The sequence below is a fragment of the Streptomyces sp. NBC_00223 genome, from assembly GCF_036199905.1.
GTDB lineage: Bacteria > Actinomycetota > Actinomycetes > Streptomycetales > Streptomycetaceae > Actinacidiphila.
Genome location: NZ_CP108109.1, coordinates 6,829,900 through 6,852,716, shown reverse-complemented (window position 1 = coordinate 6,852,716; position 22,817 = coordinate 6,829,900). Strand labels below are relative to the sequence as shown.

Here is a 22,817-nt window from a genome sequence, read left to right as displayed (position 1 = left end):
AGGCATCCCGAGGGCGGCGCGGCGGAGACCGGGAGAGCTGGACTGCATACCGACTGGTCGGTACGATTCGTCGGGTACGTACGGCCGCCCCCGCACTCAGGCCCGGCGTGCTCGACCTTGACCGGCCCCGACCGGCCCACGAGGAGAGATGACGTCATGAGCGAGACCGACGACCCCCCGGGCCTGGACCTCGGCGCGCTGCGCCGCCTGCTCGACCGGGAGCGCCCCGGGCTGGTGACCGGCGAGCTGCGGGCCCGGCTGGTGGAGGGCGGCCGCTCCAACCTCACGTACCGCGTCACCGACGGCCGTTCCACGTGGGTGGTCCGCCGGCCGCCGCTGGGCCATGTGCTGGCCACCGCGCACGACATGGTCCGCGAGCACCGGGTGATCAGCGCGCTGGCCCCGACGCCCGTCCCGGTGCCGGGCACGGTCCTGCTGTGCGAGGACCCCGAGGTCATCGGCGCCCCCTTCTACGTGATGGACTTCGTGGCCGGGACGCCGTACCGCAGTGAGCGCGAGCTGCGGGCGATCGGGCCGGAGCGGACCCGGGCGGCCGTGCTCACACTGGTGGACACGCTGGTGGATCTGCACGCGGTGGACCCCGCGTCGGTCGGGCTGGCCGGCTTCGGGCGGCCCGAGGGCTTTCTCGACCGGCAGCTGCGGCGCTGGGGCAAGCAGCTCGACGCCTCGCGCAGCCGTGAACTGCCCGGCGTCGACACGCTGCACGCGGCCCTCGGCAAGACCCTGCCGGACTCCCCCGCGCCCGCGGTCGTGCACGGCGACTACCGGCTGGACAACGTGCTGATCGACGACACCGGTCGGCTCACCGCCGTGCTGGACTGGGAGATGTCCACCCTCGGCGACCCGCTCACCGACCTCGGGCTGCTGGTGATGTACAGCGAGCAGCACGACATGCCGCCGGGCCTGCCCGCCACCACGGCCGGCGCCGCACCCGGGCACCCGGACCCCCGCGAGCTGGTAGAGCGGTACGCGCTGCGCTCGCGGCGCGATGTGTCGGCGGTCGACTGGTACACGGCCTTCGCCTGCTTCAAGCTCGCCGTGATCCTGGAGGGCATCCACTACCGGTGGACTCTCGGCCATACCCTCGGCGCCGGCTTCGACCGTATCGGCGAGGTCGTCCCGTCCTTCATCGACCGCGGTCTGCGCACACTCCGGTCCTCGGCCGCCTGAGCGCGCTCGCGGACCGACCTACCCAAGGCGAGGCTGAGACCCATGGATTTCGGTTACGACACCAGGACCGAGGAACTGCGCGCCCGACTGGCCGCCTTCCTCGACGAGTTCGTCTACCCGGCGGAGGCCGTCTTCGACGAGCAGCGCGAGCAGGCCGTCGGTGACGCGCGCTGGTCTGCGCCGCCGGTGGTGGAGGACCTCAAGGCCGAGGCCGGACGCCAGGGTCTGTGGAATCTCTTCCTGCCCGGTGAGCACGGCGCCGAGCTGACCAACCTCCAGTACGCGCCGCTGGCCGAACTCACCGGCCGCAGCCCGCACTTGGCCCCGCCCGCGCTCAACTGCGCGGCGCCCGACACGGGGAACATGGAGGTGCTTGCGGAGTTCGGCACCCCGGCGCAGCGCAAGGAGTGGCTGGAGCCGCTGCTCGCGGGCGAGATCAGGTCGGCGTTCGCGATGACCGAGCCGGACGTGGCCTCCTCCGACGCCACCAACATCGAGACGCGGATCGCACGCGACGGGGACTCGTACGTCATCAACGGCCGCAAGTGGTACATCTCCGGGGCGATGAACCCCAAGTGCGCGGTCTTCATCGTGATGGGCAAGACCGATCCGGCCGCCGACCGGCACCGGCAGCAGAGCCAGATCCTGGTCCCGCGCGACACCCCGGGGCTCGAAGTGCGGCGCGGTATGCGGGTGTTCGGCTACGACGACGGTGATCACGGCGGCCACGGCGAGGTGGTCTTCCACGACGTACGGGTGCCCGTGGCGAATCTCGTCGGCGAGGAGGGCGGCGGCTTCGCCATCGCGCAGGCGCGGCTCGGGCCCGGCCGTATCCACCACTGCATGCGGCTGATCGGCATGGCCGAGCGGGCACTTGAGCTGATGTGCCGGCGGGCGGCCGGGCGGGTCGCCTTCGGCAAGCCGCTGGCCGCGCAGGGCGTCGTGCAGGAGTGGATCGCCGAAACGCGGGTGGAGATCGAGCAGTTGCGGCTGCTCGTGCTCAAGACGGCCTGGCTGATGGACACGGTGGGGAATCAGGGGGCGCACACGGAGATCCAGGCGATCAAGATCGCCACGCCGGTCGCGGTCCAGCGGATCGTCGACCGGGCGATCCAGCTGCACGGCGCGGGCGGGGTCTCGCAGGACACGCCCCTGGCGCAGCTCTGGGCGGCCGCCCGCACGTTGCGTCTGGCCGACGGGCCTGACGAGGTTCACAAGCGGTCGCTCGCTCGGCGCGAGCTCCGCAAATACGTCTAGCTGCGCGCACCCCCACCCCGGTCGACCTTCTCCCCCACGTCACGCCCCTGCCCTCAAACGCCGGGCAGGCTCTCTTTGGCCTCAATCGCCGGCCGGGCTGATCGTTGCCCTCAAACGCCGGGCGGGCTCCATGCGCCCTCAAACGCCGGGCGGGCTTGCTCTGCCCTCAAACGCCGGGCGGGCTGAGGTTTCTCCGGCCGAAGGCGCGGGGCTCGCGACCTGCCCGGCCGCGTCGCCCAAGCCCGCCCGGCGATTGAGGGCAGAGACGTCCGCAAGGCCACGCGGGTTCACCAAACCCAGCCCGGCCGGCGATTGAGGCCAACGAGAGCCCGGCCGGCGATTGAGGCCAAAGCCCGCCCGGCGTTTGAGGGCAGAGTCAGCCCGGCCGGCGCTTGAGGCCAAAGAGAGCCCGGCCGGCGCTTGAGGCCAAAGCCCGCCCGGCGATTGAGGGCACGGGGCTACGCGAGAACGACGACGCGGCCGACCGTCACGCCGTCGGCAACGCGCTGGACCGCGTCCGCCGCCCCCGCCAGAGGGACCCGCTCACTGATCAGCGGCGCGATCTCCCCCTCCGCCACGAGCCGGCTGAGCTCGTCGTGAGCGTGCCGCACGCTCACGGGATCGTGCGCCCGATAAAGCCCCCAGTGCAGCCCGAGGATCGCGTAGTTCTTGACGAGCGCGTGACTGAGCCCCGGCGCCGGAACCGTCCCGCTGGTGAAGCCGACCACCACGATCCGCCCCTCGAAGGCCACGCACTTCGTGGAGCGGGTGTACGCCTCGCCGCCCACCGGGTCGTAGACGACGTTCGCGCCGCGCCCGGCGGTCGCCTCCTTGACGACGGCCACAAAGTCCTCCGCGTACCGGTCGACCACGATGTCCGCGCCCAGCTTCCGCGCCGCCTCGGCCTTCTCCGGGCCGCCGACGACCCCGATGACCGTCGCCCCCGCGGCCTTGCCCAGTTGGACGGCCGCGCTGCCGACCCCGCCCGCGGCGGCGTGCACGAGCAGTGTCTCGCCCGGCCGCAGGGCCGCCCTGCGGTGGAGGCCGAACCAGCCGGTCTGGTAGCCGATGTGCAGCGCCGCGGCCGCCGCGTCGTCCAGCGACTCGGGCGCGGGGAACACGCCCTCGGCCGGCACGACCGCGTACTGCGCGAACGCCCCGCCGGGCAGCGCCGCCGTCGTGATGACCCGGGCGCCGGCTTCGAGCCCGGTGACGCCCTCGCCGAGCGCGGTGACCTCGCCGCACAGCTCGACGCCGGGCGTGAACGGCAGCGGCGGCCGGATCTGGTACGTGCCGCGGCAGAGCATCGCGTCGGGGAAGTTGACGTTCGCCGCCCTGACCCGCAGCAGCACCTCGCCGGGGCCCGGCTCGGGCGGGGGGACGTCGTCGAGCCGCATGACGTCCCGCGGCTCGCCGTTCTCGTGCACGCGCCATGCCTTCACGTGGTGACTCCCAAGCGGTCAGTGCCGCCGCACCGAGTGCAGCAGCAGGTCGGAGAACTCGGTGGCGACCTGGTCGGCGGAGAGCGGACCTTCCGCGTGGTACCAGATGCCGAGGTGGTGCACGGAGCCGAAGAAGTAGTCGGCGACGAGTTCGGCCCGCAGTTCGGTACGGAAGTGGCCGTCGCGCTGCCCCTCCTCGATCAGCGCGCGGAACGTCTCGTGGTAGCGGCGGCGTTCGGCCCGTACCGCCTTCTGCTTCCCGGGGCTGAGCTGGTGCATGGAACGGAAGAAGATCTTGGTGTCGTCCAGGTTCTCGATACTGGTGACGACCACGTCCGCGGCGGCCGCGGCGAGCCGGTCGGGCACGGCGGCGGCGCGCGCGACGATGGCGTCCAAGCGCTCGGTCTGGAGGCGCAGCACCCGGCCGTAGATCTCGTAGAGCAGATCGTCCTTGGAGCCGAAGTAGTGGTAGAGGGCGCCCTTGGTGACACCGGCCGCCTCGACGATCTCCTGTACGGAGGTGCGGTCGTAGCCGCGTTCGGCGAAGAGCCGGGTGGCCTCGGCCAGCAGCCGCTCCGGCACCCCGGTGGCCACGCCCGTACCAGCCCCGGTGGCCGCGCCCGTACCGGCACCGGCGCCCGCCCCCGTACCGCCGCCGCCCGCGCTGCCGCCGCCCGTCGCGTTGCGTGCCATGGCCCGTCCTCTCTGGTGAACCGGCGAGTCCCGGGCGGCGTCCCGCCCGCGTTCCGACCCGCATCCGACCGGCATTCCGACCGGTATGGACCCTATCCGGCCGCGGCCCCCGGTTCGCGGCGCGGGATCATTACGGTCCGCCGCTCTCCGCCGCCCGGGCCCGGGCCTCCTCCAGCTCCTCGTACGTCCGTTGAAGGCGGTTCATGCCGCCGAGCCAGCGTTCGGGGTCGGCGGCGCGGGTGCGGTGGTAATCGGCCACCTCGGGGTGCGGCAGGATCAGGAAGCGGTCCGCCGCTATGCCCTCGATCACCGCCTCGGCGACGTCCTCGGGTTCGATGGCGCCGGGGGCGAGGACGAGGTCGCCCGCCACGCCGGTCGAGGCGAGCATCGCGGTGCGGACGCCCTGCGGGCACACGGCGTGCACCCGGACGCCGCGGTGCCGGTAGGTGAGCGACAGCCACTCCGCGAAGGCCAGGGCGCCGTGCTTGGTCACGGAGTACGGTGCCGCGCCGATCATCGTCAGCAGGCCGGCCGCGGAGACGGTGGACACGAAACGGCCCTGCCCGCGCTCCAGCCACTCGGGCAGCAGGGCGCGGGCGGCGCGGACATGGCTCATCACGTTGACGTCCCAGGCCAGTTCCCAGGCCGCGTCCTCGGTCTCCGGGCCGCCGCCGGTGCCGACGCCCGCGTTGGCGCAGAAGACGTCGACGCCGCCGCCGAGCGCGGTACGGGCGGCGGGCACGATGCCCGAGGCGTCGCCGGGGACGACCGCGGCGCCGATCTCGTCGGCGACCGCGCGGGCGGCGTCGGCGTCGAGGTCGTTGACCGCCACGCGGGCGCCCTCGGCGGTGAAGCGGCGGGCCAGGGCGGCGCCGATGCCGCCCCCGGCCCCGGTGACGACCACCCGGGCGCCGCGCAGCGCTTCCACGACCACGACGTGTCTCCTTCGGCTCGACGCCTACCGGACCGACCCCCGGCCCTCCCGCATACTAAGCGGTCGGTCACTCCCGCCGAAACCCCGCCACGCGTCGCTCAGTGGCCGCCCTGCGGCCAGCCGGCCGCGTCGAACACCGCGACAGGGTCCAGATAGTCACGCCAGTGCGTCACCTTGCGGTCCTTGACGGTGACGACGGAGACGAAGCGGTTGTCGTAGGGGCGGCCGGTCAGGACCGACGTGCCGTGCACTTCGTACTCCAGGACGACCACCGAGGTCTCGGGGTCCCGGTGCACACGGAGGTTGTCCGCGCCGGACAGCGCCATGTAGTCGCCGTAGTCGCGGTAGAGGTCGACGATGTTCTGCCGCCCCTCGACCCGCCGGGGGTATCCCGGCACGGAGATCACGTACTCGAAGACCACGTCCTCGGCGAGGAGGTCGAAGTAGTCGTCACCGTCGACCAGGCCGCGCAGCCCCTCCGCGATGATCCGGAAGAACGGGCTGTTCGCGCCGAAGGGGGCGTCGTCACCGACGGTCCTGCTCATTTCTCCTCCAAGGTCCAGACGTGGGCGTTGCGCTCGGCGAACTCGCGGAAGGAGGTCGGCGGTCGGCCGGTGACCTGCTCGATGTCGTCGGTGGGCTTCGAACCGTCACCGGCGATGACGGCGCCGGTGAGCCAGCGCAGCATCACCGCGTAGTCCGCGGGGACGCCCGCGGCGAGTGCGCCGCTGATCCAGGCTTCCTGGTCGATGTCCTGGTGGCGGACCGGGCGCCCGCTCACAGCGGCGATGATGTCGGCGACCTCGCCGAAGCCCAGGGCCCGCGGGCCGGTGAGCGTGTACCGCGCCCCGGCGTGGGCGGCGGGGTCCAGCAGCGTCTCGGCCGCGACGGCCGCGATGTCGTCCGCGTCGACGAAGGCTTCCGTGCCCCCGCCACTCGGGACCGTGATCACCCCGTCGACGACCGGGATGTGGTCGTCGGCGAAGTTCTGCATCACCCACGCGGGGCGCAGGACCGAGTGGGTGACGGTCCGCCGGGCGGCGAGGCCGGCCTCGACGGCGGCGATGTCGATGCCCCGCGGAGCCCGGTCGGCGTTGTAGGTGCTCAGGAAGGTGACGTGGCGTACGCCGGCGGCCTCGGCGAGATCCAGGAAGCCGGCGACCTGGTCGGCGTATCCGACGCGCAGGACGGGGGTCACCAGGTAGAGCCGGTCCACGCCGGCCAGGGCGTCCGCGTGGGTGGCCGGGTCGTCCCAGTCGAATCGGACGTCGGCCCCGCGGCGGGACGCGGTACGGGTGGCGATTCCTCCTCGGGCGAGCTTCCCGGCCAGCAGTGAGCCGGTCCTGCCGGTGCCGCCCAGGACGAGTGCGGTGGGTGCTTCATTGCTCATGACTCGATGATCGTGACCCTGGACGAGTCAATCAATGTGTGTTCCGCTCGATTTTTTATGTCAGGCTCTCGAAGCCTTGACCCCGACGGTCGTTCCGCTCACTCTGCCGTCATGGACCTTTTGTACGATCATCTGGTGCGGGCGCGTGCCACCGGCGCCGTCTTCGCGCGGACGGTCGCCGAGCCGCCGTGGGGACTGCGATTGGGCGGCTCGATCCAGCTCGCGGTGCACACGGTCGTACGCGGGCGGGGATATCTGTGGCTGGACACCCCCGGGAGCGCGGTGGAGCTCTCCCCGGGAACGGTCGCTCTGGTGCGCGGTGGGCCGGACCACCACATCGGGCACGAGCCGGGCGCCGACTGCCTGGAACCCGAGGAGTTCCGGGCCCGGCACGCCCAGGCGGGCCCGGGCGACAACCCGAACGCGACGGTGTTCCTGTGCGGCGCCTACCAGTTCTCCGGCGATGTCGGCAGCGGACTGCTCGACGCGCTGCCGCAGATCATGACCCTCTCGGCGGCGATCGACGATCCCCTGCGGGACGTGATCACCCTGCTCTCACGTGAGCTGGTCCGTACCGAACCGGCCCAGCGGATCGTGCTCGACCGCCTTCTGGACCTGCTTCTCGTGCTGGCCATCCGCAGCGACTTCCGCCGCAGCGCGACCGCACCGCGCTGGTACCGGGCGTCAGGGGACCCGAGGCTGGGCGCCGCGCTGGAGGCCCTGCACGGGAACGCGGCCCACCCCTGGACGGTCACCGAACTCGCCGAGATCAGCGGCCTGTCCCGGGCCGCCTTCGCGCGGGCCTTCCGGGACGCGCTCGGCCAGGCGCCCATGCGGTACCTGACCGAATGGCGGATGACGCTGGCCCGCGACCACCTGCGCGCCGACGATCTCAGCCTGGCCCAGGTCGCCGAGGCCGTCGGCTACGGTTCGCCCTTCGCCTTCGCGGCGGCCTTCCGCCGCCGACACGGCGATCCGCCCGGAGCCTGGCGTCAGCGGGAAAGGGCAGCCGCGGGCGCCCGTCCGCTCACCACGCACCCCGGTTCTTGAGCGGGCCCGGGCTTCGCGCACCCGAAGCCGCACGCACGCACGCCGACGGGCCGGGTCCCTGGATCAGGACCCGGCCCGCCCGGTGTGTCACTCCGCCCCGCGGCTCACCTGTGCGCGGGGAACTCCACGACCTGCTGGAAGGTCGGGCGGTTCTGCCAGCTGATCCGGTCGTCCGTGACCCCGCCCAGCGGCCGCTGGACGATCGAGTCGGCGCACCACTGGTCGCCGGCCGAGCAGCCGCCGTCGTCGCCGGGGTAGACCGTGGCCGCCGAAGTGGCCGCCGCCTGCTTCAGGGTGGACAGCAGTACGTCGCGGCATGCGGCCAACTGCCCGCCGCCGCAGTACGCCTGGGCCAGCGGCCCCTGTACGGACCGGCCGAGCACCCGCCGCAGATCCTTGTCCGCGTAGCTCCACCAGCCGTACTGGAAGGAGCTGCCCGCGTGCGATCCGGTCGGCCCGTGGCCGGCCGAGGGCGACTCGTCGACGGTGAGGTCGGCGCTCAGCGCGTTGTACAGCCCGGTGCCGAGACCCGGCTGGAACTCGCCCTGGATCAGCAGCGGCCACCACGCGTCCATCACCCGTACCGCGTCCGCGTTGGCGTACGTGTGCGAACCGGCGGACGTCTCACGGCGTTTGGCGCCCGCCGTGCTCCAGGCCGTCAACTGCTGTACGGCGGTGGCCTCCTGGGAGTCGGTCACGGGGGCGGTGCCGATCACCTGGAGGAGTTCGGGCAGCACGTCCTCGCCCCGCAGGTCGGTCAGGGCAGCGTCCTCCATGGCCTTGGCGAGCGCGGAGCGGGTCACCCCGCCCGCCTGGACCAGCGCCTTGACCCGGTCCTCCAGCAGATCGGCGCGGTGCACCGAGCCGTCGCCGAAACCGGCCGCGGTGTACCCGGGCGCCTGCTTGTTGTTCCAGGACACGTAGTAGTCCTGGTCGACCGACTGCGGATGCTGCGAAGGCGGCGTGTAGTCGGCGGTGTTGTCGGTCGGGTTCCAGCCCCGCCAGTCGTACGCGGCCCGCGCCCAGACCGGGAAGGAGGCGTCCACACCGTCCGCCCGCACGGGGTTGGTGCCGCTGTTGTAGTAGGCGGTCTGCCGGGAGTCGGCGTAGAACCAGTTGAAGGTGTAGTTGATGTTCTGCGCCGCCTGCTCGAAGGAGGCGGCGTCATGGACGACACCGGGGTCGTTGAGCATCTGGAAGCCGATGATCGAGTCGGCCTCGTGCCGGTAGGAGCTGCGCAACTGCGTGTACGCGACGGGCTTTCCACCCACCGTGGCCCGGTACTCGACCGGCCCGTACGCCGTCCGCCACACCTGCATACGGTACGAGCCCGCCGCGGTGGAGTCGGCGGTGGTGGGCTGCCAGGAGTTGGTACGTTCCAGCTTCTCCATCGGGACGCAGTCGCCGTGGTAGAGGTAGTGCGTCGAGTCCTGGCACAGCTCGACGGCGTAGGTGTCGGTGACGTCCTGGGAGGCGGAGGTCGCGCTCCACGCGTAGTCCTGGCCGCGGCCCAGCTCGACGTACATGCCCAGGCCCGCGAAGGACGCGCCTCGGGCGCTGATGCCCGGGCCCTGCAACTCCTGGAGCATCAGCAGCTGTGGCGCGAAGTAGCCGGTCTGCGGACCGAAGACGGCGACCGGATGGCCGCTCGCGGTGTGGGCGCCGCTGACCACCAGGGCGTTGGACATGCCCTTGCGCGGCGCGGAGAAGAGGTTCGCGGGCAGTACGCCGGCGCTCTTGGTGGTGGCCTGGGTGGCGCCGCCGGTCGCGTCGTAGACGAGCGGTTCCGCGACGACCGAGCCGGGGTCGGGCAGCGCCTCGCCCTGCGGGTCGGCCGGCCTGCCCGCGTACGGGAAGCTGGTGCCGTCGTGGACGGTGGAGGTCGCCTCGGGGTCGTCGCGTTCGCGGAAGGACTCCCAGACCTGGGCGCCCTGGGTGACGCCGTACTTCTGCTGCGCGGCCAGCAGCGACAACGCCGACTCCACCTCTCCCCCGCCGCCGGTGCCGAAGAGCGCGCCGACCACGGAGGCGAGCGCGATCAGGTCGGTGAGCTGGAAGGGCGCGATGGTGCCCGCGTTGGTGATCGCGTCCATATGACCGGTGAGCACGTACTCGCCGGGGAAGTAACGGCCGCTCTTCGAGGCGGTGATGTAGGCGTTGATGCCGTCGATGTACGCCTGCGCGTCGGCGAGCGCCTGCTGCCCGCGCGGGCCGGCCGAGGTCGACAGCCAGTCGATCTGCGCCTGGAGGTCGGCCTCGGTGTACGGGGCCTGCCGCCAGAACTCCTGCTCCAGGCCGCGGTTGGCGGCCGCGCCGCCCGCGAAGGAGGACAACTGCCCGCGCCCGACGTGGCGGAAGAGATCCATCAGCCACAGCCGGTCCTGCCCGGCCGCGTACCCCGCGCCGAACTCGGTGCCGGAGCGGGTGGTGCCCTTGATGTGCGGGACGCCGGTGGCCTTGTCACGGGTGATGGTCACGTCGGAACGGGGGCTGGTCACCGAGGCGACCTGATTGGACGGCACCCCGAAGGACGAGTTGTTGAAGAACTTGGTGATCGTGGCGTCGGTCAGGCCCTGGTAGCCGCTCGCGAGCGAGGAGTACGGGCCGAGCTGGTCCATGGTGTGCGAAGGGCGGGTGCCGAGCACCTTGTTGGCGAGGATGTCGGCGAGGGTGGCGTTGCCGTTCTCGCCGGGCGGCAGGATGTCCGCGCACTGCCCGGCGCAGTAGTCGGCGGTGCTGTCCGCGGCGTGCGCCGCCAGTGGCCCGGGGGCCACCAGGGTGGCCCCGAGGGCCAGTAGCGCGGCGGCCGCCGCCGTTCTCAACGTACCGATGCGCCGTGGGGTCCGCAGTGGCATGTCTGCTCCTTCCGGAAGCCGGTGCGCGGAGGTTACCGCCGGTATATCGGCCCCCGGAAGATGAACATGCGTCAGCTTTTCCGAATCCTCACGCCTCCCGCAGGACGAACACGCCCCAGCCCAAGTAGCGGCGCAGGTAGGCGAGATGGGACCGGCGGTCGTGGTCGAGGAACTCCCGCATATCGGCCGCGTCGGGGTGGTCGGCGGGGACCGAACGCAGCCAGTCGGAGATCGCCCGCCACTTCTCGGCGGCGTAACGGTCCCAGCTGTCGCCGTCGGCGAGCACCATCTCGACCAGCTCCATTCCGGCCGCCTCGAACCGGTCGAGCGTGCCGACCAGCGACGTGAAGTCGTCCGGTTCCGCGCCGACCGCCTCGTACGCCTCCTCCGGCGCGGGCTCGGCCCAGTACGGCTCGCCGATCAGCATCAGCCCGCCCGGGCGCAGCGCGGGCCGCAGCAGCTCGATCGTCCCGGTGAGGCCGTCGCCGATCCAGGTGGCGCCGACGCAGGACACGATGTCGAAGGAGCCGGGTTCAGCCCGGTGCTTGGCCGCGTCGCCCCGCTCGAACCTCACCCGGTCGGCGACGCCCAGCTCGTCGACCCGCTCGCGGGCGGCGGTCAGGAACACCTCGCTGAGGTCGATCCCGAGGCCGCCGGTCCCGTAGCGCTCGGCCCAGCGGGCGAGCATCTCGCCCTTGCCGCAGGCGAGATCGAGCTGCTGCTGTCCCTCCCGCAGCCGGCAGACGTCGCCGAGGAGCATCAACTTCTCCTCGGTGTACGGGTTCAGGATGCGATGGCCGGATTCGGCGATCTCGTGGTGGCGCAGGCTCATGCGGCTCCTCGGCCGTGCGGGACCGTACGGCCCCGGGGGTGCGGGTCGCGGGCATGCTTCCTCATCCGGGCCGCGAACGCCAGCCGATGTCCCCGGTTTCGCCCGGTCGGGCGCCGCCTGTACGGGGATCGTCGCGCCGGGCGCCGGGCGCCTGCTTACGAGCCCGCCGGCCGCCTGCTTCCGGCGCCCGCCGGACGCCACGGCCTCCCCAGGCGCTCTGGCGGCTACCGATCAGTAGTGCGAGGATCGCGCCGACCGCGACTGGGCGACGAAGGGACTGTCATGGGCGAGTTACACGATCTGTCGGCGGTGGAGCAGGCGGCGGCGATCCGGGACGGCTCCCTCTCCCCTGTCGAGCTGACCGAGCACTATCTGACCCGGATCGAGCGGCTGGACGCCACCCTCGGCGCCTTCATCACGGTGACCCCGGAGATCGCCCGCAAACAGGCCGCCGAGGCCGAGGCGGAGGCCGTCGCCGCCCGCCGCGAGGGCCGCGAACTGCCCGCGCTGCACGGCGTGCCCGTCCCGGTGAAGGACCTCAACCCGGTGGCGGGCGTGCGCTGCACCTACGGCTCCGCGGCCTTCGCCGAGCATGTGCCGGAGACCGACGACCATGTGGTGACGCTGCTGCGCGAGGCGGGCACGATCCTGCTGGGCAAGACCAACACCCCCGAGTTCGGGCTGCCCTGCTACACCGAGAACAGGCTGGCGCCGCCCGCCCGTACCCCCTGGGACCTGACGCGGTCGGCGGGCGGTTCGAGCGGCGGGGCCGCGGCCGCGGTGGCGGGTGGGCTCGCGCCGATCGCGCAGGGCAGCGACGGCGGCGGCTCGATCCGTATCCCGTCCTCGGTGTGCGGGCTGTTCGGGATCAAGCCGAGCCGGGGCCGGGTCAGCGGCGGTCCCGGGCACGATGTGACCGGTCTGAGCACGAACGGCCCGATCGCCCGCACGGTCGCCGACGCGGCCGCCCTCCTCGACGTCCTGTCCGCGCCCACGCCGGGCAACCCGTACGGCGCGCCCTCGCTGCCCACCGGGGAGACCTTCGCGTCGTACGCCCGCCGCGAGCCGGGGCGGCTGCGGGTCGCCGCGCTGCCCGAGCCGCCGGTGCCGGGCGTCGAACTGCACCCCGACTGCCGGGAGGCGCACGACTCGGCGGCGGCGCTGCTGCGCGACCTCGGCCACCGGGTGGACGAGCTGGAACTGCCGTCCGACCGCTCGATCAGGGACGCGTTCAGCGCGGTGTGGGCGGTGATGGGCACGACCTGGCCGGTCGACCCGCAGGACGAGGAGAAGCTGATGCCGCTGAGCCGCTTTCTGCGGGCGGCGGGCGGTCAGGTCGGCGGGACGGCGTTCGCCCAGGGGATCCGCACCTTCCGCGCGCTCGGCCAGCGGCTCGCCGACACGCTGCTGACCGCGTACGACGTGATCCTCACCCCGACGCTCGCCAAGCCGCCGGCGCCGGTCGGGAGCCTGCGCGACGACGCCGATCCGAGGGCCGAGTTCGACGCGCTGGCCCACTTCACGCCGTACACGCCGCTGTACAACGCGACCGGGCAGCCCGCGGTGAACGTACCGCTGCACTGGACCGGGCAGGGGCTGCCGATCGGGGTGATGCTCGGCGGGCGGTACGGGGAGGAGGCCACGCTGATCTCGCTCTCCGCGCAGTTGGAGCAGGCCAGGCCGTGGGCGGGGCGGCACCCGGAGGTGTGGGCGTAGCGGAGCGAGGGGCCTCCTGGGGCGGCGGCGCGCCCGTGTGGCGGCGCGTTGACACACCGGGCCGCCGGAACCATGCTGAGCAAGCGCTTGGACACCGGCAGTCCGCCGCCGTACCGCACCCGAACGCCCCCAGGAGGCCCCCGCCATGCCGCAGCAGCCCCGCGTCTTCGCCTCGCTCGACGAACTGCGTGCCGCCGTCGGCGAACAGCTCGGCTGGACGGACTGGCTGGAGATCGACCAGAAGCGGATCGACGCCTTCGCGGAGGCGACCGGCGACCACCAGTGGATCCATGTCGACCCCGAGCGCGCGGCGGGCGGCCCCTTCGGCTCGACGATCGCGCACGGCTTCCTCACCCTGTCCCTGATCCCGTCGCTGACCCCGCGGCTCTTCCGGGTCGACGGCGTGACGATGGGCGTCAACTACGGGGTGAACAAGGTACGTTTCCCCGCACCCGTGCCCGTGGGCTCGCGGCTGCGCGGTACGGCCCTGATCGCCGAGGTGACGGAGGCGGGCGGCGGTGTGCAGCTCGTCACCCGGGTGACGATCGAGCGCGAGGGCGGCGAGAAGCCGGTGTGCGCGGCGGAGACGGTGGCGCGCTTCTACCAGTGAAGGCGACAGGTACGGGGGTGGTGGCGGGGTGACGGGGTGGTGGCCTTCAGACCGTGGGCCGGACCATCCGCAGCACGAGGTCGGCGTAGAGCGCGCCCACCTCGTCGGGCGTCCTGCGGCCCTCGGGGTTGAACCAGCGGGCCACGTCGATGCAGAGCGACAGTACGGCCAGCGTGGTCCCGGCGACCTCCGGCACGTCGAACTCCCCCGCCGTGACCCCGTCCTTGACGATCGAACGCATCGCGTCCTCGCTCTGCCGGCGCAGGGCCACGATCTCGCGGTAGTGCTCGGGCCCGAGCGCGCCCAGTTCGTACTGGACGATGCGGCCGGTGGTGTGGTGCTCGGCGTGCCAGCGGACGAAGGCCCGTACGGCGGCGGCCAGTCGCTCGGCCGCGGTGCCCTCGGCGTCCCTGGCCCCGGAGAGCATGGCCAGCGTGCGCTGGTGGCCGACCCTGCTGATCTGGTAGAGCAGCTCTTCCTTGGTCTTGTAGTGGATGTAGAGCGCGGCCGGGCTCATTCCGGCCCGGCCCGCGATGTCGCGGGTGGTGGTGGCGTGGTACCCGCGTTCGGCGAACGCCGCGACCGCGGCGATCACGAGCCGCCTGGCGGCGTCGGGGGTGACGTCGCCCCAGCCCTCGCCGGTTGCCGCCTCCGTACTCATCGCACGCTCCTCAGACCGGTCGGTTGACAGGGCCACACCCTACCGCCACGGTGAGCAAGCGCTTAGATGCTGAACGGTCGCTTAGCGTTTCGGCCGGGCCTTCGCCGTGACGGGTCCATACCGGGCCGGGTGCTGGGGCAGGGGCTGCCGGGCCGGGCCTTCGCGGCGGCGGACCCCAACCGGGCGGGCGGTCAGAACGCCGACACGCCGGTGAGCGCTCGTCCGATGAGCAGCTTGTGTATCTGGCTGGTGCCTTCGTACAGCGTCATCACCCGCGCGTCGCGCAGCAGCTTGCCCGCCGGGTACTCGTCGATGTAGCCGTAGCCGCCGAAGACCTGGAGCGCGTTGTTGGCGCAGCGCACGGCGGCCTCGCTCGCGTAGAGCTTGGCGACCGAGGACTCCGTGGCGAAGGGCAGCCCCCGGTCGATCAGGTCGGCGACCCGCCAGGTGAGCAGCCGGGCGGCGTCCACGTCCACGGCGATGTCGGCGAGCAGTTCCTGTACGAGCTGGTGGCGGGCGATCGGCGCCCCGAACTGCTCGCGCTCCCCGGCGTACCCGACGGCCGCGTCCAGGCACGCCTGCGCGATCCCGACACACCCGGCGGCGACCGACATCCGGCCCTTGGCGAGCGCGGACATGGCCACCGAGAAGCCCTTGCCCTCGGGTCCGAGCAGGGCCGACGCCGGGACGCGTACGGCGTCGAGCACGAGTTCGGCCGTCGCCTGGCCGCGCAGCCCGAGCTTGCCGTGGATCTCGCGGCGGGTCAGGCCCGGGGTGTCGGTGGGAACCAGGAACGCGCTGATGCCGCGATGGCCTTCGCCCCCCGTGCGGGCGAAGAGCAGCACGACATCGGCCCAGGTCCCGTTGGTGATGAACATCTTGCTGCCGCTGATCACATACGAGTCGCCGTCCCGTACCGCGCGGGTGGTGAGGTTCGCCGCGTCGGAGCCGGTGCCGGGCTCGGTCAGACCGAAGCAGCCGACCGCCTCACCGGAGGTGAGCCCCGGCAGCCAGGCGCGCTTCTGCCGCTCGGTCCCCCAGTGCGCGATCGACTTGGCGACCAGCCCGAGCGAGACGGAGACGATGCCGCGTACGGAGGAGTCGCCGCGGCCCAGTTCCTCGGTCACCAGGCAGTACGCGAGGTGGTCACCGCCGGAGCCGCCGTACTCCTCGTCGAGGGTCAGGCCCAGGAAGCCGAGGGCGCCGAGCCTGCGCACGATCGCCCGGTCGACGCTCTCCGCGCGGTCCCACTCCGCCGCGTGGGGAGCGATCTCGCGGTCGGTGAAGTCCCTGGCCAGGGCCCTGACGGCGGCCTGTTCCTCGGACAGTTCCAGGTTCACCGCGGCACCCGCCCTCTCTAAACTACCGCCGCTAGTTTATCAGCGGCAGCCTCTACTATGTGCGGCATGGCCCGCCCCCGCAAGCCCCTGCTCAGCCGCGACCGCATCGTGACGGCGGCGCTCGCTCTCATCGACGCGGAGGGGCTGGCCGCGCTGTCCACCCGGCGACTCGCGGCGGTGCTCGGGGTCAGCGGGCCCTCGCTCTACAACCACTTCGCCACCAAGGAGGCGATCCTCGACGCGGCCGCCGACACCGTCGTCGCCCAGGTCGATCTGTCGATGTTCGGCGAGGGCGAGGACTGGCGGACCGCGCTCCTGGAGTGGGGCCGCTCGTACCGCGCGGCGCTCACCGAGCACCCGCACATCGTGCCGTTCCTCGCCACCGGGCCCGGGCTTCGGCCGGCCGGGTTGCGGATGGCCGACGCGGTCTTCGGCGGCATGGTCGAGGCGGGGTGGCCGCCCGCGCAGGCGACCAGGATCGGCGCGCTGATGCGGTACTTCGTGACCGGCTCGGCGCTGGGCTCCTTCGCGGGCGGCTTCGTCGGCGACGCGGAGGCGTACGACCCGGCCGACTATCCGCACCTGGGCCAGGCCCATCTGCTGGCCGCGCGCCGCGAACAGGTCGACGAGAGCGCCTTCGAGACCGGGCTGCGCGCCCTCGTGGACGGGCTCGCGCTGCAATACCGGGGGCGCGGCGGCGGCGAGGGCTGACAGGATTCCGGTCATGTCACCAGCGCTCACGACCGGTTCTTCCGCCGCCCCGGACGGCTCCCTCGCGTTCGTCCAGGTCAACTACCGCAAATACGACGGCTCGCTGCACTGGAACCTGCGCATGCGGCGGCTCGGCGAGGACGAGCACGGCGTCTGGCTCGGGCTGCCGGCCCACGGCGTGATGCGCAAGGGCCACAATCCGGAGGTCTCCCTGCCGGAGGCCCATGTCGTGCTCGTCCCGCGCGCGTCGTGGTGGACGGCCATCTTCAACGCCGCGCCCGCCCGCACCGAGATCTACTGCGACATCACCACGCCGCCGCGGTGGATCTCGCCGGCCGAGGTGACCATGGTCGACCTCGATCTCGACGTGATACGCAAACGCGACGCGGACCGGCCCGTGCTCGTCGACGAGGACGAGTTCGCCGAGCACCAGGTGCGCTACGGCTATCCCGCCGACGTCATCGCCGAGGCCCGCGAGTCGGCGCAGTGGCTGCTCGCGGCGGTGACGGCCGGGTCCGGCCCCTTCGGCGGAGCGCACGAAGCGTGGCTGGAGATGGTGAGCTGAGGGGCGCGGGGGCGCGGCGGGCGTGGCGGGCGCGGGCCCGGCGAAGGCGCGGGGCGGGCACGGCGGCGGTCGTACGGGCGCCGGGCGCGGGGGCTGGGCGCGGGGGCTGGGCGCGCGACGGCGCAGGCGAGGCTCGCGGGCGGACGGACAGGCGGGCGGGCGCGGCGGGGCGGATCGCCGGGCGCGTGGGCGCGATCCGGCGGCCGACCGGGCGAGTTGGGCGTCGACGGCGGGGCAGGGGCGGGCCCCACGAGCGGCTGCCGGCCCAAGGGGGTACGAGGGCGCGCGGGCGGGTCGCACGAGCCGCCGGGCGCGGGGGCTGGGCGCGCGACGGCGCGGGCGAGGCTCCCGGGCGGCTGCCGGCCCAAGCGGGTACGAGGGCCGCGCGGGCGGGTCGCACGAGCCGCCGGGCGCGCGGCCGCGGGTCAGAACACGACGAGGGTCCGGCCGCCACGGCCCGCGGTCATCGCCTCGAACGCGGCCGGGATGCCGTCCAGGCCGACGCGGTCCGTGACCATGGCGGAGAGATCGAGGCGGCCGGCTCGTACATGCTCGGCGAGGACGGGGAGATCCTTCGCCGGGTCGCAGTTGCCGTACACGCAACCCGACAATGTGCGGCCGAAGTAGAAGAGTTCCAGCGCGGTGAAAGTGACCTGCTGGTCCTGGCCGCCGATGCCGACGACCGTCGTACGGCCGCCGCGGCGGGTGGAGGACCAGGCCGTGCGGATGGTGTCGGCGCGGCCCACGCACTCGATGGCGACATCGGCGCCGTGGCCACCGGTCAGCCGGCGCACCCGCTTGGCGGTGTCCTCGCCCGAGACGACGAAGTCCGTCGCGCCCGCGGCCTTGGCCAGCTCCTCCTTGCCGGGAGCGACGTCCACGGCGATGATCCGCCCGGCGCCCGCGATCCTGGCCGACTGGAGAACGGCCAGCCCGACACCCCCGACCCCGTACACGGCGACGGACTCGCCTTCGCGGACGGCCGCCGCGTGGTGCACCGCGCCGTAACCGGTGAGGACCGCGCAGCCGAGCAGGGCGGCGTCGGTCAGCGGCACCCCGTCGGGAAGCGGCAGGACCGCGCCCGCGGCGACGACCGTCTCCTCGGCGAACACCGCGGTGCCCAGGCCCGGGTGGAGCGGGCTGCCGTCGCTCACCAGCGTGGCGTACGGCGTGGTGGCCGCCTCGCCCGAGTTGGCGCACAGCCAGGGCTCTCCGAGCCCGCAGAAGTGACAGGAACCGCACGCGGGCGCCCAGTTGAGCACCACCCGGTCGCCCGGCCCGACATGGGTGACGCCCTCGCCCACCGCGACGACGGTGCCCGCGCCCTCGTGGCCGAGTACCGCCGGAACCGGCTGCCGCAGCGTGCCGTTGGACAGCGACAGGTCGGAGTGGCAGACGCCCGCCGCCGCGAGCCGTATCCGCACCTGGCCGGGGCCGGGCTCCGGCAGCTCGATGTCGGCGACGACCAGCGGGGCGTTGACGGCGGACAGAACGGCGGCGCGGACCACGGGATCTCCTGGGCGGTGCGGGCGGATCAGAGGCGGATCGGACTTCTCGGCGGACGGACGTACGGACAGGGCGGGCGGACAGGGCGGGCGGACAGCGGCGACGGACAGGGCGGGCGGCAGGCCCGGCGGGCGGACGGCTGCGGAGGGACCGCCACGGGCTCGGCGGGCGGCACCTCCCTCGTGGTCGAGCCCTTCGTACCGGGCCCCCTTCGGCCCCTTCGGCCCCTCCCCTCAGAGCTGAAGAGACTTCGTCTGCAGATACTCCGCCAGCCCGTGCGGACCCAGCTCGCGGCCGACCCCGGACTGCTTGTAACCGCCGAAGGGAGCCTGCGGGTTGAACCGTCCGCCGTTGATGTCGACCTGGCCGGTCTCCATCCGCCGGGCGAACGCCACGGCCGCGTCCTCGTCGGCGCCCCAGACCGCGCCCGCGAGCCCGTAGACCGTGCCGTTGGCGATCCGCAGCGCGTCCTCCTCGTCCTCGTAACGGATCAGGACGACGACCGGGCCGAAGATCTCCTCCTGGGCGACGGTCATCTCGGGGGTGACGTCGGCGAAGACGGTGGGACGTATGTAGTAGCCGGTGTCCAGGTCGTCGGGCGCCTCGGGGCCGCCCGCCACGATCCGGGCGCCTTCCTCGACGCCCTGCCGGATGTAGCCGCGCACACGGTCGAGCTGCTTGGCGTTGACCACCGGGCCGAGCCGCTCGCCCGGGACGTACTTCGCGGCGGCCGCGGCGGCGATCTCGACGGCCTCGTCGTAGCGCGCGGAGTCGATCAGCATCCGGGTCCACGCGCTGCATGTCTGGCCGGAGTTGGCGAAGACATTGGCCACGCCCACATTGACCGCGCGGGCCAGGTCGGCGCCCGGGAGGATCACATTGGCGGACTTGCCGCCGAGTTCGAGCGCGACCCGCTTGACGGCGCTGCCCGCCGCCGCGCCGATCTGCCGGCCGACGGCGGTGGAGCCGGTGAAGGAGACCAGATCCACGCCGGGGTGCTCGGCCAGTGCCTGGCCCGCGACCGGGCCAAGCCCGGTGACGAGGTTGAACACGCCCGCGGGCAGCCCCGCCTCGTCAAGGATCTCCGCGAAGAGCTGGGCGACCAGCGGGGTGTCCTCGGCGGGCTTGAGCACGACCGCGCAGCCGGCCGCGAGTGCGGGCGCGACCTTGGCGACGATCTGGTGCAGCGGGTAGTTCCACGGGGTGATCGCGCCGACGACGCCCACCGGCTCGTGGAAGACCCGGGAGTTGCCGATCCGCTCCTCGAAGGCGTGCTCGGCGGCGAGCGCGGCGAAGGTGCCCATCACGGCGGTCGGCAGGGCGGTGTGCACGGCGGAGGCGAAGCCGAGCGGCGAGCCGAGTTCGGCGGAGACGGTCGTGGCGATCTCCTTGCGCCGGGCGGTCATCAGCTCGCGCGCGGCGGCGAGCACGGCCGCGCGGTCGGCGGGCGCGGTGGCCGCCCAGCCGGGCAGCGCGGCGCGGGCGGCCCGTACCGCGTCGTCCACGTCCAGCGGGCCGCCGGCCGGGACCTGGCCGATGACCTGCTCGGACACGGGGTCGATGACGTCGATCCGGCCGATGCCGGACGCGGGCCGCCATCGCCCGCCGATGAACAGGGCGTCGTGCCCCTGGTGAACGCCCGCCGTCGTGTCCGCTGTCGCCGTGTCCGTCCTGCCGTCCACCCTGCTGCCCTCCGAGGTCGCCGCTCCGGGTCCGGCGCCCAAACTAGCGCCGTTAGTTTTAGCTGGCCAGTGCCTGCCGGGAGACCGCCGCGTGCCGAGGGTCACGGCGGGGTCCCGGGCGGTCCGGCGTAGACGTGGCGGCCCCGGTCAGTCGAGGACGGTCGCCAGATACGCGCGGACCAGTCGCTTGGTCTCGGCTATGACCCGGGGATCGCCCCTGGCGTCGGTGCGGAAGGCGAGCTGGAGGGCCGCGTCCGCGCTCTCCACGGCGACGGCCAGGGCCAGCCGCAGCCGAGGATCGGCGGGATCGCCGGTGAGCCGGTCGCCGAGCAGGGCCGGCAGCCGGTCGGCGAGATCCTGGTTGGTCTCGCCCGGCACTCCGAAGTCCACGAGCGCGAAGCCGGGCGCGGTGCGCTTCATCGCCGTGTACTCGTCGACCAGTACGTCCACCGCCGTACGCCAGTCGGTGCCGGTGTCCGGCCCGGCCAGCCGCGCGGCGGTCCGGGCCAGGAACTCGTCCAGATTGCGGTGGGCCAGCGCGTCGGCCATGGCCCGCTTGTCGGAGAAGAAGCGGTAGACCGAGCCGATGGGCACACCCGCCCGCGCGGCCACGGCGCGGGTGCTCAGCCGCTCGTATCCGCCCTCGTCGAGCAGCCGGGCGCACGCGTCGAGGATGCGTTCGAGCCGCTCGGTGCTGCGGCGCTGGACGGGAACACGGCGCAGCGCGCTGTCCGCGCCCGCGGCGCCCGCCTGTGCGGTCGTCATGGCCCACCTCCTGCTCTTCCGCCGTACCGGAACCGGGATTTCACCGGCGCTGTGCTTTCAGCCTAGGCGAGCGCGAGCACCGCGAATGAGTTGTCCACAGGCGGATTGTCCACAGGCCCGTTCGAGGGTTGCCGTCCTGATTCCTATGGCTCAGCATAGGAATCAGGACGGCAACCGCGGGAGCGCAGCATGAGTGTCACGCACAGCACGGACAACGCCGAGGCCAATGGCGGGGACAGAAGCCCGGGGCCCGACCAGGGCAAGGACCTGGAGTATTCGCCGGGCTTCGGCAACGAGCACAGCACCGAGGCGCTGCCCGGCGCCCTGCCGGTGGGGCGGAACGCGCCGCAGAGGGCCCCCTTCGGGCTGTACGCGGAGCAGTTGAGCGGCACCGCGTTCACCGAGCCGCGGGCCCGCAACCGGCGCAGCTGGCTCTACCGCATCCGCCCGTCGGCGGCCCATCCGCCCTTCCGCCGTATGGCGAACGGCTCGTTGCGCAGCGCGCCCTTCCTCGATGTCGAGCCGGACCCCAACCGGCTGCGCTGGGGGCCGCTGCCGCAGCCGCAGGAGCCGACGGACTTCGTGCAGGGCCTGGTCACCGTGGGGGGCAACGGGGATGTGCTGCGCCGCGAGGGCATCGGCATCCACTGGTACGCGGCCAACCGCTCGATGGAGAGCCGGGTGTTCTCCTCGGCCGACGGCGAGTTCCTGATCGTCCCTCAGCAGGGCGCGCTGCTGCTGCGGACCGAGCTGGGGCTGCTGCGCGCCGATCCCGGCCATGTCGCCCTGATCCCGCGCGGGGTGCGCTTCCGGGTGGAGCTGCTGGAGGACACCGCGCGCGGCTATGTGTGCGAGAACTACGGGCAGCCCTTCCAGCTCCCCGACCTCGGCCCGATCGGCGCCAACGGCCTGGCGAACGCCCGCGACTTCCTGGCCCCGGTCGCCGCCTACGAGGACCGCGCGGAGGACATCGAGGTCGTCAACAAGTTCGGCGGCAATCTGTGGGCGGCCGTCTACGACCACTCGCCGCTGGACGTGGTGGCCTGGCACGGCAACCATGTGCCGTACGTCTACGACCTGCGCCGTTTCAATGTGATCGGCTCGATCAGCTACGACCACCCGGACCCGTCGATCTTCACCGTGCTGACGTCCCCTTCGGACACCCCGGGGCTGGCGGGCGCGGACTTCGTGGTCTTCGCACCGCGCTGGCTGGTCGGCGAGGACACCTTCCGGCCGCCGTACTTCCACCGCAATGTGATGTCGGAGTTCATGGGCCTGATCGAGGGCGCCTACGACGCCAAGGCGGAGGGCTTCGTGCCGGGCGGTGCCTCGCTGCACAACATGATGTCGGCCCACGGCCCCGACCGGACCACCTTCGACCGGGCCAGCGCCGCCGAGTTGGCGCCGCAGCGGGTGGACGACGGGCTGGCGTTCATGTTCGAGACCCGGTGGCCGGTCGTGCCCACCGAGTCCGCCCTGGGCGCGGAGCACCGTCAGGAGGGATACGACGCCGTGTGGGAGGGGCTTGCGAGAAACTTCCGACCGTGACCTCCTCGCACCCCTCGTCCTCCTCGCACCCCTCATCGCCCTCGTCCGCGTCGTCCGCGTCGTCCTCCT

20 protein-coding genes are annotated in these 22,817 nt (G+C 72.9%); 8 read left to right on the top strand and 12 right to left on the bottom strand.

Annotated elements, in window-relative coordinates; translation table 11 throughout:
* Positions 1-156: 156 nt before the first annotated feature.
* Positions 157-1,191, top strand: coding sequence for a phosphotransferase family protein (locus OHA30_RS29265; RefSeq protein ID WP_328916870.1), 1,035 nt, complete (start codon positions 157-159; stop codon positions 1,189-1,191).
* 42 nt (positions 1,192-1,233) lie between these two features.
* The gene (locus tag OHA30_RS29260) at positions 1,234-2,448 is read left to right on the top strand and encodes an acyl-CoA dehydrogenase family protein (RefSeq protein ID WP_328916869.1); all 1,215 of its coding nucleotides are present in this window, start codon (positions 1,234-1,236) and stop codon (positions 2,446-2,448) included.
* Positions 2,449-2,906: 458 nt separating this feature from the next.
* Here OHA30_RS29260 and OHA30_RS29255 read toward each other — a convergent pair whose 3' ends face one another.
* The 5 genes from OHA30_RS29255 to OHA30_RS29235 all read right to left on the bottom strand — a co-directional run bounded on the left by OHA30_RS29255 (position 2,907) and on the right by OHA30_RS29235 (position 6,907).
* On the bottom strand, positions 2,907-3,890 hold the full coding sequence (locus OHA30_RS29255; protein WP_328916868.1) for an NADPH:quinone oxidoreductase family protein: 984 nt from the start codon (positions 3,888-3,890) through the stop codon (positions 2,907-2,909).
* A gap of 18 nt (positions 3,891-3,908) precedes the next feature.
* Positions 3,909-4,583 carry a TetR/AcrR family transcriptional regulator gene (locus OHA30_RS29250; RefSeq protein WP_328916867.1) on the bottom strand — a complete coding sequence of 225 codons (675 nt, stop codon included), beginning with the start codon at positions 4,581-4,583 and terminating at the stop codon, positions 3,909-3,911.
* A 130-nt stretch (positions 4,584-4,713) separates the two neighbouring features.
* A complete protein-coding gene (locus OHA30_RS29245; protein ID WP_328918044.1) occupies positions 4,714-5,511 on the bottom strand; it encodes an SDR family oxidoreductase in 798 nt (265 codons plus the stop codon).
* A 104-nt stretch (positions 5,512-5,615) separates the two neighbouring features.
* Positions 5,616-6,062 (bottom strand): nuclear transport factor 2 family protein, encoded by a 447-nt coding sequence (locus OHA30_RS29240; protein WP_328916866.1) that lies wholly within the window; start codon positions 6,060-6,062, stop codon positions 5,616-5,618.
* On the bottom strand, positions 6,059-6,907 hold the full coding sequence (locus OHA30_RS29235) for an NmrA family NAD(P)-binding protein (RefSeq protein WP_328916865.1): 849 nt from the start codon (positions 6,905-6,907) through the stop codon (positions 6,059-6,061). Before OHA30_RS29235 ends, OHA30_RS29240 begins: the two co-directional genes overlap by 4 nt.
* Positions 6,908-7,018: 111 nt before the next feature.
* Between OHA30_RS29235 and OHA30_RS29230 the strand changes: the two genes are divergently transcribed.
* Positions 7,019-7,957, top strand: coding sequence for an AraC family transcriptional regulator (locus OHA30_RS29230; RefSeq protein WP_328916864.1), 939 nt, complete (start codon positions 7,019-7,021; stop codon positions 7,955-7,957).
* 104 nt (positions 7,958-8,061) lie between these two features.
* On the opposite strand, the gene OHA30_RS29225 is transcribed toward OHA30_RS29230, so the two are convergent.
* Both OHA30_RS29225 and OHA30_RS29220 read right to left on the bottom strand, forming a co-directional pair.
* Positions 8,062-10,812, bottom strand: coding sequence for a penicillin acylase family protein (locus OHA30_RS29225; protein WP_328916863.1), 2,751 nt, complete (start codon positions 10,810-10,812; stop codon positions 8,062-8,064).
* An 88-nt stretch (positions 10,813-10,900) separates the two neighbouring features.
* A complete protein-coding gene (locus OHA30_RS29220) occupies positions 10,901-11,644 on the bottom strand; it encodes an SAM-dependent methyltransferase (RefSeq protein WP_328916862.1) in 744 nt (247 codons plus the stop codon).
* 282 nt (positions 11,645-11,926) lie between these two features.
* On the opposite strand from OHA30_RS29220, the gene OHA30_RS29215 reads away from it, so the two are divergent.
* Positions 11,927-13,360 (top strand): amidase, encoded by a 1,434-nt coding sequence (locus OHA30_RS29215; protein ID WP_328916861.1) that lies wholly within the window; start codon positions 11,927-11,929, stop codon positions 13,358-13,360.
* A gap of 145 nt (positions 13,361-13,505) precedes the next feature.
* Positions 13,506-13,970 (top strand): MaoC family dehydratase, encoded by a 465-nt coding sequence (locus tag OHA30_RS29210; RefSeq protein WP_328916860.1) that lies wholly within the window; start codon positions 13,506-13,508, stop codon positions 13,968-13,970.
* A gap of 46 nt (positions 13,971-14,016) precedes the next feature.
* Here the strand turns inward: OHA30_RS29210 and OHA30_RS29205 are convergent, their stop codons facing one another.
* Positions 14,017-14,631: a TetR/AcrR family transcriptional regulator gene (locus OHA30_RS29205; RefSeq protein ID WP_328916859.1), complete on the bottom strand. Its 615-nt coding sequence runs from the start codon at positions 14,629-14,631 to the stop codon at positions 14,017-14,019.
* 191 nt (positions 14,632-14,822) lie between these two features.
* Positions 14,823-15,971: an acyl-CoA dehydrogenase family protein gene (locus OHA30_RS29200; RefSeq protein WP_328916858.1), complete on the bottom strand. Its 1,149-nt coding sequence runs from the start codon at positions 15,969-15,971 to the stop codon at positions 14,823-14,825.
* Between the two features lie 66 nt (positions 15,972-16,037).
* Between OHA30_RS29200 and OHA30_RS29195 the strand changes: the two genes are divergently transcribed.
* Together OHA30_RS29195 and OHA30_RS29190 are read left to right on the top strand one after the other, a co-directional pair.
* Positions 16,038-16,682: a TetR/AcrR family transcriptional regulator gene (locus OHA30_RS29195; protein WP_328916857.1), complete on the top strand. Its 645-nt coding sequence runs from the start codon at positions 16,038-16,040 to the stop codon at positions 16,680-16,682.
* 13 nt (positions 16,683-16,695) lie between these two features.
* Positions 16,696-17,247: a DUF402 domain-containing protein gene (locus OHA30_RS29190; RefSeq protein WP_328916856.1), complete on the top strand. Its 552-nt coding sequence runs from the start codon at positions 16,696-16,698 to the stop codon at positions 17,245-17,247.
* 425 nt (positions 17,248-17,672) lie between these two features.
* Here the strand turns inward: OHA30_RS29190 and OHA30_RS29185 are convergent, their stop codons facing one another.
* The 3 genes from OHA30_RS29185 to OHA30_RS29175 form a co-directional block, all read right to left on the bottom strand.
* Entirely contained in the window at positions 17,673-18,755 is a 1,083-nt protein-coding gene (locus tag OHA30_RS29185; RefSeq protein WP_328916855.1) for a Zn-dependent alcohol dehydrogenase, read from the bottom strand.
* 231 nt (positions 18,756-18,986) lie between these two features.
* Positions 18,987-20,369 carry an aldehyde dehydrogenase family protein gene (locus OHA30_RS29180; protein ID WP_405786036.1) on the bottom strand — a complete coding sequence of 461 codons (1,383 nt, stop codon included), beginning with the start codon at positions 20,367-20,369 and terminating at the stop codon, positions 18,987-18,989.
* A gap of 213 nt (positions 20,370-20,582) precedes the next feature.
* The gene (locus OHA30_RS29175; RefSeq protein ID WP_328916853.1) at positions 20,583-21,200 is read right to left on the bottom strand and encodes a TetR/AcrR family transcriptional regulator; all 618 of its coding nucleotides are present in this window, start codon (positions 21,198-21,200) and stop codon (positions 20,583-20,585) included.
* 189 nt (positions 21,201-21,389) lie between these two features.
* Here OHA30_RS29175 and hmgA point away from each other — a divergent pair, with 189 nt between their 5' ends.
* Positions 21,390-22,748, top strand: a complete 1,359-nt coding sequence (gene hmgA, locus OHA30_RS29170; protein WP_328916852.1) for a homogentisate 1,2-dioxygenase — start codon at positions 21,390-21,392, stop codon at positions 22,746-22,748.
* The last annotated feature ends 69 nt before the right edge of the window (positions 22,749-22,817 follow it).

Bases quoted from the DNA above. Each gene is read 5' to 3' on its own strand.
- OHA30_RS29225 (WP_328916863.1), bottom strand. From the start codon at position 10,812: ATGCCACTGCGGACCCCACGGCGCATCGGTACGTTGAGAACGGCGGCG.
- hmgA (WP_328916852.1), top strand. From the start codon at position 21,390: ATGAGTGTCACGCACAGCACGGACAACGCCGAGGCCAATGGCGGGGAC.
- OHA30_RS29240 (WP_328916866.1), bottom strand. From the start codon at position 6,062: ATGAGCAGGACCGTCGGTGACGACGCCCCCTTCGGCGCGAACAGCCCG.
- OHA30_RS29260 (WP_328916869.1), top strand. From the start codon at position 1,234: ATGGATTTCGGTTACGACACCAGGACCGAGGAACTGCGCGCCCGACTG.
- OHA30_RS29215 (WP_328916861.1), top strand. From the start codon at position 11,927: ATGGGCGAGTTACACGATCTGTCGGCGGTGGAGCAGGCGGCGGCGATC.
- OHA30_RS29205 (WP_328916859.1), bottom strand. From the start codon at position 14,631: ATGAGTACGGAGGCGGCAACCGGCGAGGGCTGGGGCGACGTCACCCCC.
- OHA30_RS29175 (WP_328916853.1), bottom strand. From the start codon at position 21,200: ATGACGACCGCACAGGCGGGCGCCGCGGGCGCGGACAGCGCGCTGCGC.
- OHA30_RS29235 (WP_328916865.1), bottom strand. From the start codon at position 6,907: ATGAGCAATGAAGCACCCACCGCACTCGTCCTGGGCGGCACCGGCAGG.
- OHA30_RS29195 (WP_328916857.1), top strand. From the start codon at position 16,038: ATGGCCCGCCCCCGCAAGCCCCTGCTCAGCCGCGACCGCATCGTGACG.
- OHA30_RS29265 (WP_328916870.1), top strand. From the start codon at position 157: ATGAGCGAGACCGACGACCCCCCGGGCCTGGACCTCGGCGCGCTGCGC.
- OHA30_RS29210 (WP_328916860.1), top strand. From the start codon at position 13,506: ATGCCGCAGCAGCCCCGCGTCTTCGCCTCGCTCGACGAACTGCGTGCC.
- OHA30_RS29190 (WP_328916856.1), top strand. From the start codon at position 16,696: ATGTCACCAGCGCTCACGACCGGTTCTTCCGCCGCCCCGGACGGCTCC.
- OHA30_RS29250 (WP_328916867.1), bottom strand. From the start codon at position 4,583: ATGGCACGCAACGCGACGGGCGGCGGCAGCGCGGGCGGCGGCGGTACG.
- OHA30_RS29230 (WP_328916864.1), top strand. From the start codon at position 7,019: ATGGACCTTTTGTACGATCATCTGGTGCGGGCGCGTGCCACCGGCGCC.
- OHA30_RS29220 (WP_328916862.1), bottom strand. From the start codon at position 11,644: ATGAGCCTGCGCCACCACGAGATCGCCGAATCCGGCCATCGCATCCTG.